The sequence below is a fragment of the Devosia sp. MC532 genome (genome assembly GCF_016461625.1).
GTDB lineage: Bacteria > Pseudomonadota > Alphaproteobacteria > Rhizobiales > Devosiaceae > Devosia.
This window is the reverse complement of the sequence record NZ_JAEMNZ010000008.1, coordinates 161,963-172,291: the sequence shown is the minus strand read 5'-3', so window position 1 is coordinate 172,291 and position 10,329 is coordinate 161,963. Positions and strand designations below refer to the sequence as shown.

Annotated in this window: 5 protein-coding genes and 1 rRNA gene; 2 read left to right on the top strand and 4 right to left on the bottom strand. The window is 58.3% G+C overall.

Going from position 1 to position 10,329, the window contains the following annotated elements:
* The 4 genes from JHC09_RS11900 to JHC09_RS11885 form a co-directional block, all read right to left on the bottom strand.
* Positions 1 to 62, bottom strand: a 16S ribosomal RNA gene (locus JHC09_RS11900); the annotation flags it as partial.
* Between the two features lie 553 nt (positions 63 to 615).
* On the bottom strand, positions 616 to 1,854 hold the full coding sequence (locus tag JHC09_RS11895; RefSeq protein ID WP_199532102.1) for an MFS transporter: 1,239 nt from the start codon (positions 1,852 to 1,854) through the stop codon (positions 616 to 618).
* A 133-nt stretch (positions 1,855 to 1,987) separates the two neighbouring features.
* The gene (locus tag JHC09_RS11890; RefSeq protein ID WP_199532101.1) at positions 1,988 to 6,322 is read right to left on the bottom strand and encodes a translocation/assembly module TamB domain-containing protein; all 4,335 of its coding nucleotides are present in this window, start codon (positions 6,320 to 6,322) and stop codon (positions 1,988 to 1,990) included.
* Positions 6,322 to 8,223 (bottom strand): autotransporter assembly complex family protein, encoded by a 1,902-nt coding sequence (locus JHC09_RS11885; RefSeq protein WP_349236544.1) that lies wholly within the window; start codon positions 8,221 to 8,223, stop codon positions 6,322 to 6,324. Before JHC09_RS11885 ends, JHC09_RS11890 begins: the two co-directional genes overlap by 1 nt.
* Before the next feature lie 294 nt (positions 8,224 to 8,517).
* Between JHC09_RS11885 and JHC09_RS11880 the strand changes: the two genes are divergently transcribed.
* Together JHC09_RS11880 and JHC09_RS11875 are read left to right on the top strand one after the other, a co-directional pair.
* A complete protein-coding gene (locus tag JHC09_RS11880) occupies positions 8,518 to 9,294 on the top strand; it encodes an SDR family NAD(P)-dependent oxidoreductase (protein ID WP_199532107.1) in 777 nt (258 codons plus the stop codon).
* 91 nt (positions 9,295 to 9,385) lie between these two features.
* Positions 9,386 to 10,282, top strand: a complete 897-nt coding sequence (locus JHC09_RS11875; RefSeq protein ID WP_199532100.1) for an aromatic ring-hydroxylating dioxygenase subunit alpha — start codon at positions 9,386 to 9,388, stop codon at positions 10,280 to 10,282.
* Positions 10,283 to 10,329: the final 47 nt, after the last annotated feature.

The following is a 10,329-nucleotide window of genomic DNA, read 5'->3' as shown; positions in this document are numbered from 1 at the left end:
ACTTGCATGTGTTAAGCCTGCCGCCAGCGTTCGTTCTGAGCCAGGATCAAACTCTCAAGTTTAATCATGACTATTGTCGCTAGATGCACGTTTGCGTTTTGACGAGGACACACATCAAATTGCGCTAAAAAGCGCTAAAAGAGTGTACCTCTAGAAACGTGCACCCATCGAAGTCTTGTATAACCTCACCGGAGTAAACCCCGGATCAGTTCGCAAGAACCTCGCCGTCCACGTTTCTCTTTCTTCTTGTCTTCACAATGTCAAAGAGCTGACCCATCGGCTACAAACCGGACACGTCATTTTGGAAGCTAAACTTCCGGAATTCTTAGACACAAAGCTTCTTGCGCCGTTACCGGCCAAACTGCCTGATCTTTCAGATTTCTGCGCCGCTAGAACTCAGTGCCGGAAGGCGCTGTGCTCTGCAGCGATGACCGGGTTATAGGGGCACCCACTTTTCCCGTCAACAGGGTCGGCCAAAATTGCATGATTTTTGAGCCCGTTACTGCTCAAGCAATGTGCAAAACGGAACTGAAAGCCTAAGTTTTGTCGGCCTTTGCGCATTGAAACGCTTGAACGCAATTTCCGAGTTTAGGGCTGTGGACTATTCCTTTCGGTTTACGAGGCTGTTGAGGTTTGGGGGCGGCGCTGTGCGAATTCGGTAAAGCCCGGAATTAGCAGCGGCAGCAGCACTGCGAGCCCGTAGATCACTGCGGAAATCATCAGTGTGGTCGTGATATCGGTCAACTCGATGAGCGTTCCGGCATATAGCCCTCCAAAGGGCAGCAGCACGACCGTCATGGCGCTAAACGTTCCGACCATGCGCCCCGTCTTCTTCCTATCGATGCGCTCGAAGAGAACCGCGCTGACAACCGGATTGAGAAAACCTGCCGAGAATCCGCAACAGAGCAGAATAGCGAGCGTAACCCAGATGCTCGGGCTCAACGCTATGGCCATAAACGCAATAGGTCCCGCGCATAGGAAACCACCGATGACCACGGGCAGGCGCGGCAGCGTCTGGCCGTAGATAGACGCGACCACCGCGCCCAGAATGGCCGAAATCTGAAAGGTCGCGAGGATTATGCCCAGCCACGAAACATCGAAGCCATGCTCTCGAACCCAAACTGCCAGCATGACCGAACCATAGGCGCTATCAAGCATATTGGTGACCAACATCATGGCAGCAAACCCGAGGTAAACCGGGCTCGCGGCAACCGTTTTGATCCCGCTGGCGAGCTCGGCAAAATAATGCGGGCGCTTCGGCTCATCCTCTGTTGGCTTTTCAGGATTGGGTACGAGCACGCCAAAGAACAGCAGGAGCCCTGAGACCAAAAATGTCGCCGCGTTGATGAAGAGTGCCGCGACCGGCCCGACCAGCGCTATGAGCACCCCTGCCCCGGCGAATCCAAGAGTGCCTGCCAGGCGGTCGCTTGTGCCCAAAATGCCGGTAACCCGCTCCAGCGGCACGTCCGACACCGCAGCGACTTGCGGCACCAAAGCGCGCTTCGACGTATCCGAAGGCCCACGCAACAGGCCCAATACGGCAACGACTGGGATGAGGATCCAGACGGAAAAAATCCCCAAAGCGAATAGAACTGGAATGATCATCAACAGTACAACAGAGATCACGTCGCACACGACGGCAACTCTGCGTGCACCCAAGCGGTCAATGTAGGGCCCGGCCAAAAACTGCGCCGCCACATAGGGCAGCAATTCGGCCATAGCCACTGCGCCAGTCAGTACGGGAGAATTCGTCGTTGTTAGGACCAGCCAGGGAATCGCAACGGCCGATAAACGCGTGCCGCCAATCGAGGCGACGGTTGCCAGTGCTAGAGCGATCAAAGACCTATGCTTCAAAACGCCCTCCCCTGCGTCTTAATGTGCGCCGACTAGATCGGTGGGCACGCTGAAACGCAAGCCAACAAGCAAGAAAACCCTCAACTATCAGCAAAAACAAAGGCCGGACTGATAATCAGCCCGGCCCCAAATTTTAGTAATCGCGCTCGAAGTAGACGCCCAGGCTTGAACTTCCGTCCTGTCCGGCAGCTCCCCGCACGGTCAAATCGTCGGTCACATCGAGGTTGATGTTGACCTTGGACTGGCCATTGGCCCCAGCCGTTACCCCTAGGTAGACATTGTCTTGGATGTAGGTCCCGGCCTTCACGCCAACATTGCCTTCCGCATCGGTGACAACGTCGAGGTCCGCCAAGCCTGCAGCACCGCGCAGACTGCCGACAAGACCACCGCCGCCTCCACCAACCAGTTCCGCCGCCGCGGCCGCCAGTTGCGCCAATTGTAGTGGCGACAGTTCACTGATCGGACGATTGAAGATCAAACGACTGAGCACTTCGTCTTGCGGCAAGGTCGGGCTGGAGCCGAAGGTCACGTCTAGAGCAGAAGCCCGCCCAGACACAGTCACCGTCACGTCGATATCGTCGTTTGATGTCGTCGCCACGAGATTGATCTGCGGATCCAGATCACCCAGCAGAGTTACCCCACCCGAGGTGAAGGTGATGCGTTGACCGAGGATCGACAGCCTGCCGCGGATCAAGTTGAACGCACCAACCGGCTGAATATTGCTTGCCGGCCCTGTCAGGCGCAGCGACCCACCAACTTCAGCATCGAGCCCACGGCCGCGAATAAAGATCTGGTTAGGCGCGTCAATCGTGACGTCGAGCGCAAGCTGAGGACCTGCCCCCGCAACAGCCGAGCGAGAGGCAGCATCGGTGCCGACCTTCGCACGAACCAAGGTCTGCTCAACGTCGGCTGGGGTCGAACGATGGTTGACATCAATTATCTGCCCTGCGCCGCCAAAGCTATCTGGTACGGTGATATTGGCCTGCTCTACGGTCAAGCCGCCCGATAGCAGCGGGGTCGCCATGAGGCCACCCGTTACCTTGAGGCCACCACGTATGGTCGCGATGAAAAGATCGCCATCGGCATAGCGGGCCGAATTGATCGCTATCGTAAGGTTGGCAGGCAGATTGCCCTTAAGACCAATAGTCCCGCCCACCGACACACTTCCGCCCGTCGCAAGATTTGCCGTGAGGTTTTCGACCGTTGCGGTTGTGCCCGAAAGCGAAGCACGACCAGTGATCCCCTGCAGTCGCAGGTTTAGTTCTGGGTCGATATAGCCGCCGTCAGCCAGCGAAACGCTGCCTCCAAATTGCGGGCTAGAAATCGATCCCCCAACTTGTGCATCAAAACTGGCCGTGCCCGAAACCTGCGCGCCACGGTCAGCGACGAAGCGGTTTGCCAGCGCCAGCGGCGCCGAGCCCTTGATGCTCACGGCCATGTCCGCACCAGCAAGTGGAATGCGGCCCGAACCTGAAACATTGAGCCCACCGTTCCCATTGGCAGTGAGGCTCTCAATGGTCACAGTGTTGGCCGCAAAACTGCCCGCCAGCGAGGCCGAGATTGGGGCGATCCCGAAGGGCGCGATCTGCGCTGTCGAAATGCCGTTGCCGTTGGCGTTGAAACGCACATTTGGATCGCTCGCAGCGCCCGTCACAATCGCTTCACCATTCAGCGTGCCCGCGACACCCAGCGATGGAACGATGGCATTGGCGATGTTGAGCGGCAGGGCGTCAATGACGACGCGCATATCCAAGACATCGCCTGCTGTGCCGGAAGCAGTGATCGAGCCCGAACCGACATTAAGGCGCAAGGCATCGAGCGAAACGCTTTCGCCCGCTACAATAAGCTCCGTTGGGCTCGCCAATGTCGCCGCCAACTGCCCCTGCGTGAGGTTAGCGCGATTGAGCGCCAGGCGATAGCCGTCAGCAATCGGGCTCAACGCGCCAGCGAGATCAATATTCGTACCCGTTGCCAGCGCCGCCTGCGCATCAAAATTGGTGGTATCGCCCGATTGGTTGGCCTTGGCGGTCACGGAGTTGATCACCGTGCCCCCGGCCACAATGGTCGATGCATTTGCCATGCCGTCAATCGCCGGAACACCAAAGAGATCGCCAATAGTTGCGGCCACATCGGCACGCCCAATGGCGACGCCCCTGACCTTGAGATCGCTGGCATTGGCGGTGAGCTGCGCGCCCTGCTCGCCATCCACTGGCGCCAGCGTCACCTTGGCATTGAGCGCGCCCGAGGCTTCGGTTAGCGCCAGAGCTGCTGCCAAAGACACATCTGGTGCAGCAATATCAAAACCGCCGTTGATGAGACCAGTCTCCGCATCACGCAGCGCCTGCCCGGTCACCTTGGTTCCGGCGATGTCAAACGACAGGCCCGAGAGCGATTGGGCAACTTCGTCGACTTTGAACTGCGAGGCCAGCTGCGCCAAATGCCCGTCGAGCGCTGCGCTGCCGCTGATCGTGCCGTCGGTCGCGCCATTGAACAGCGACGCTGCAACGCCGAACTTAGCGTCGCGAAGCTCGTAGTCAGACAGTGTCCCAGTCGGAACAACACCGTCCAAAGCCAGCACCAGCGGCGCTTCGGCATTTTCCGAACGGGCCGAACCCGTCACTCGCAAGGCACCGGAGGCATTTTCCGCCACCAGACCGAGATCGGATAGATCAAGGCCGATATTGAAATCGGCGCTATCGCTCGCATAGACGCCATCCGCAGTGACCTGAATGAGCTGGTTGCCGAGCTTGAAATTCTCTGCCGAGAACCCGCCACCATCTCGCGCCACGCGGCCCGATAGCTGTATCTCGCCGTTGAGCAAACGATCCACAGTCGGATCATCAATGCGCAGCGTATCGCCCGTGCCATCAAGCACGAGGTTGAACCCACCGCCCACGGCTTCCACACGCCCAGTCGCGGTCAGGTTTAGCCCACCACTCAGCGAGCGCCCGGCCAGCGACGAGAACGGCGCAATGCTCGCTGTGTCGATCGAAATCGTGCCGTCAAAATTAGTGCCGTCGATCTTGCCGACCAGCCCAGCCGTCAGCGCCTTACCGGCAATGCGGAACTCGGCGAGATCGATCGGCTGCCCAGCGTTCCAAACGCCTGCAAGGCCCAGACCGACGTTGGAGCCGAGGGCGGCCTCTACGCCCGCATCAGCGGCGATGCCCGACAAAACGCCGTCGCCATTAAACGTGACGAGGCGCGCGGCTGGATCCGCCAAGTTCTTGGCAACGCCACCAACGCCGAATTCTAGGTCCCGCGCGGCAAAGCCGTCTGTGACAAAATTGGCGACGGTGAGATCAGCCTTCCAGCTGTCATCTGCCGAAATACCAAAGCCAATGCGCAATTCCGCGCCCTGCACGCTGGTGTCAGCGCCCGCCAAAGGCAGCACCACTTTGCCACCCGCTGGATCAGCAATTGTTGCAGTCAAATCCAGCTTCGAGAGGAAATTGTCCGCAGTGGTCTCGGCCGAGCCCACCAGACCCAACTGCCCGCCACTGAGGCGAATGTCAGAAATGTCAAAGCCGCCCGCGGTCCGCACCAACGCGTTGACGCCAAGGCGCGTGTCCGCACCAAAGAACGGACGATAGGGCTGAGCCACCAGCGTTGAGAGCGGACCACCAAGATCAACGCTCACCGCCAGACCGGCGCTCGCCTGCGCTATACGGCCCGTACCGGCCAATGCTTCTTGGCCATTGGCCAGCAATTTCAGCTCAGCGTTGAGATCAGTCACCGGCCCCTTGCCGATAAGGTTGAGGTCAACTGCTGGTCGTCCCTCGATATTGAGCAGATTGGCGATCACCCCATCTGGCGGTTCCGCCAAATTGAAAGTGACGTCCACTTCAGCATTTTCACGACGATACTTGAGATCAAGATCAAGCGTTCCGCCCGGCTCATCGACACGGTCGATATCAGCAAAGACGTCAAGATCGCCATTTTCCAGCGTCACCCAGCCCTTGAGGCCAATGCGCGAGCCAAGCCCAAAGACGCTTTCGCCAAAGGTCACGCTTGGGACAGCGATTTCGCCAATCTGGATGGCCACCGGGAATTGCGGCACTTCAAATCCGCCAGCTTCCGGCGCCGGCAGATCAACTGAATTTTCGGCGGGTTTGGCGTTGCGCAGGTAATCAATGCTCTCTGCCTTGAGGGAATTGACCTCAAGCTTGCCAAAGAACAGCGCGCCTTGGTTCCAGTTCAGCGCCGCATTGTTGATCCGCAACCAAACGCCTTCTTCGTCGGCAATGCTGATTTCGCGGATAGTTACGTCCGAGCCAAGCACGCCGTCGATATTGGACAGGCGGATCTGGCGTTCAGGCGTCGAAAGCTGGCCCTCGACGAAACTCGTCAGCCAATCCTTCTGCTCTTCATTGCTCATGTCCTGCGCGAACAGGGTCACTGGGACAGCGGCCCCGCCCAACAGCAGCGCAGCAAGGACAAGACGGCGCTTGGTCGAAAATTTTGCCATTAGAATGCCTGTCCGATACCTGCGTAGATGGCCCAGTGCGCATCATTCGCACGCTTGTTGAGCGGAACGGCGACATCAAGGCGAAGCGGCCCAAGGCCGGTGTAGTAGCGAACCCCAAGACCCGAGCCGATACGCATGTCCTGTAAGCTCGGAATCGTGTCGGCAGCGACATAGCCAGCATCGACGAAGGCGACGACGCCGATATCCTCGGTCACCTTAGCGCGGGCTTCAATAGAGCCTTCCACCAAATAGCGTCCGCCAGTTTCGGCCCCTGCCCCATTGTCGACACCGATAGACTTGTGTCCGTAGCCACGCACGGAGCCGCCACCGCCAGCAAAGAACAGCTGATCGGGTGAAATTTCTGCCAGATCGGGGCCGAGCAACGCGCCTAGCTTCACGCGCCCTGCGAGCACGAACTGGTCGTCTTCGCCAAAGCCAAAATAGGTGCGTCCCTCAACCTCAACCTTGGCTCCCGGCTTGTTATAAATAACGTCGTACCAAGGAGCGACGGTTGCAGCGGCATAGAAGCCTTCGGTGGCATCCACCGCGCTGTCGCGATTGTCAAAGACGACACCGCCATAGGCGCCGAAATAGGCGAAGTCACGCGTTCCGAAACTATCGTCAAAACGTGCCCGTTTCGCCTGGACCCCGCCTGTCAGCGTAATTTCATTGGAGAAATACCACTTCAACCCCAGCGACCCGCCGACGGCGGTTTCAGCATAGGTCGTGTAGACGTTGCGCTCAGCGGCGATCGCAGCGACCAGATCAACGTCGGGATGGTAAAAACCGGGCTTGGTGAAAGTGCCGCCCAAGAGATAGTCAAACTGCGCGGTATCGATCGGATAACCAATCGAGGCCACACGCGCATCAAGCCGCAAGCGCTCGGCCTGTCCGAAAAGATTGCGCCACAGATGATAGCCTTCCACGCCCAGACCATCGGTCGTGGAATAATTCGCGCCAACGCCAAAGCGTCGACCGGCCATTTCTTCGACCGTCAATTCAAACGGCAGCAAGCCATCCGAGCCAATGTCCTGCGCCGCTTCAAACCGCGCGGAACGGAAGACCTCGAGACGATCAAGCCGCTTCTGCGCCTTTTTCAACTCGTCCGGATCATACTCCTGCCCCACGGCAAGGCCGGTCTGTTGGGCAACGAAATCGGGGTTCATCCGATCAGCGCCGGTCACGCGGATCGCACCAAACCCAGCCTTGCGACCAGGATTGACGGTGATCAACGCGTCAATCGTATTGGTTTTGTGATCGGCAACCACATCGCGCGAGACGATCTCGGCCTTGGGATAGCCCTGCTGACGCCATGCTTCCAACGCAAGACCTTCGGCACGGGTAATCACCCCGGCGCGCGCAATTTCTCCCGACGCGTAGCCACGCATAATCGGCGCATCGACCTGATCAGCCGGATCGCTGGTCGGCGCTGCCTGATTGGCAATGGCCACGCTGTTGAAACGGAAAAGGGGTCCGGGATTGACGGACACCGTCACCTCAACCTGATCGGGCAGATTGGTATCGGGCGGAAGGTTTGATGCCTCCTGCCCGCCAATACGAACACTCACGACCCCGCCATAATAGCCCTCACTATAGAGAGCAGCGAGCAAACGGCGATAATCGCCGCGCGCTTTTGCAATCAGCCCCGCTGCGCCCGAGGCGGGCTCAGTTTGATCAGCGAGCAATCCCGAAGCATTGCGCAACGCCGATTCTATCGCGCCCCCTTCGGAGCTGGAAAACACGACGGTGTAGTTTTTGGGATCGACAACGACGGCATCAGCCGCTTTGTCCGCATCACTCTTGAAGAGGCCGAAAAAGTCGAACGCAGAGGCAGGTAGCACCGAAACCGACAGTGCGGCCGCAGCGATACACAGAGCGCCAAAACTCGAAACGAGACGCACTTTGAACAAAGGTAACCTGCCCTATTACGCAACAAACCAGATACGGGGCTGAAGCACACAATTGATTCCGTTACGGAAACAAAGAGTTAAACCTGCAGCAACTCCCCAGCGGATCGCATAGTCGTGAACGACCGTTAACCAGTTTAAGCTGATCCAGAGCTCAAAAATACCCTTCTTGGTATTTTTCGTGGCATTCCTTGATCAGAGTGGCGCATGGGCAACGACGTTGACGCGCGCGGCATGGCGGTACAGCATAGCCACCACTCAACACTGAAATTCCTTCTAGGACCCGGTATGTATCAGCTGCTCGACGCAAGCCGCTTTATCGTTTTCATCACAGGCGCAACCTCTGGTTTTGGTCAGGCCGCCGCTCGCCGCTATGTGGCAGCGGGTGCCAAAGTGATTGCCACTGGGCGTCGTATGGATCGCTTGATCGATCTGCAGATCGAGCTTGGCGCCGAGAAATGCCACATCATCGAGCTCGATGTCCGCGATCGCGCCGCCATCGAAGCTGCCATCGCTGACATTCCCGGTCCCTTCAAGAACATCAACATTGTCCTCGCCAACGCAGGCCTAGCGCTTGGCCTCGGCCCTGCCCACGAAGCCAGCCTCGACGACTGGCAGACCATGATCGACACCAATATTTCTGGCCTTGTCTATACGGTGCGCCTGCTGCTGCCTGGGCTCGTTGAACGCGGCGGCGGCCACGTTGTAACTTTGGGCTCGGTTGCGGGTGAGTTCACCTATCCCGGCGCTTCCGTCTATGCGGCGTCCAAGGCATTCGTAAAACACTTCGCCCTCGCCATTCGCTCGGACTTGCAAGGCAAGAACGTCCGCGTCACCGATATTGAGCCGGGCCTGACCGAAACCGAGTTTTCTGTCGTTCGCTTTGCAGGCGACCAGAACAAGGCCGACAATGTCTATAAGGGCACCAAGCCGATGACGGCCGAAGACATTGCTGAAAGCATCTTCTGGGCCACCTCTCTGCCCGAACACGTGAACGTCAACAAGATCCAGCTTATGGCGACGACCCAAGCGATCGGCGCGTTTGACATCTACCGCGAGAAATAAGTCGCACGAGGGCGCGCGGCTGCGGCCAAGTTTCCAGTGACGCCGCGCGCTTAGATTTGTATGATCACGGGGCAATAATGAGATAGGCCCCATGACAACTGACCTGGACCCATTCACACGTGACCTTTGGCACGTGATTGCAGCCACGGACGAGCTTAAGATCGGGCTCGTTGAAAACACCATGCTGCTCGACCGCAAAATCTCCATGACCCGTGGGGTTGATGGCGAACCGGTTGTTTGGCTGCGCAGCAATGAGGAAGACGGCGACGACATCGACGCCGAGTCCATCCTCGACCGCCTCCCGGTGAAAACCGCGTATGGCTACACGTGGACTTGCCTCGGCAATCCAACAATAGCCCTGTTCCCCATCCCAGAATTTGCCGAACCCGACCGCAGGAACATGAACTGCGGCTCCATCGGCATTGCCTGCTCGGCGCCTCGTGCCGTTGAGAACTTCCTCGACATGGGCCACTTCCCTTATGTTCACACCGACATTCTCGGCGCTGAACCACATACGGAAGTGAAGGAATACGACGTAGAAGTGTCGGAAGAACGCGACGAAGTGCTCGCCACCAAGTGCAAGTTCATCCAGCCACGCGCTGCCAAGTCGGCCACCAAGCCGATGGAAGTAGAATATGTCTACCGCGTGCCGCACCCCTTCTGCTCGGTTCTTTATAAGTCCTGCCCAGAAGACGAAAGCCGTCGCGACGTCATCGCAATTCTTCTCCAGCCGATGACTCAGGAAACCTGCCGCGCTCACCTGCTGCAGTCGATGATCGACAGCTATTCCTCCCTCGAAGATCTCCGCCGCTTCCAGCAGACCATTTTCGGTCAGGATAAGCCGATCCTCGAAAACCAGTACCCGAAAAAGCTTCCGCTTGATCCGCGTTCTGAAACCCCGATCCGCGCTGATAAAAGCGCCATCGCCTACCGCCGCTGGCTCAGCCAAAAGGGCATCACCTACGGTGTGATCCCACAAGCGAGCTAATCACGCCTCTCTTCCGAGACGCATTCGGCCTCCCCGTACGCCAGGGA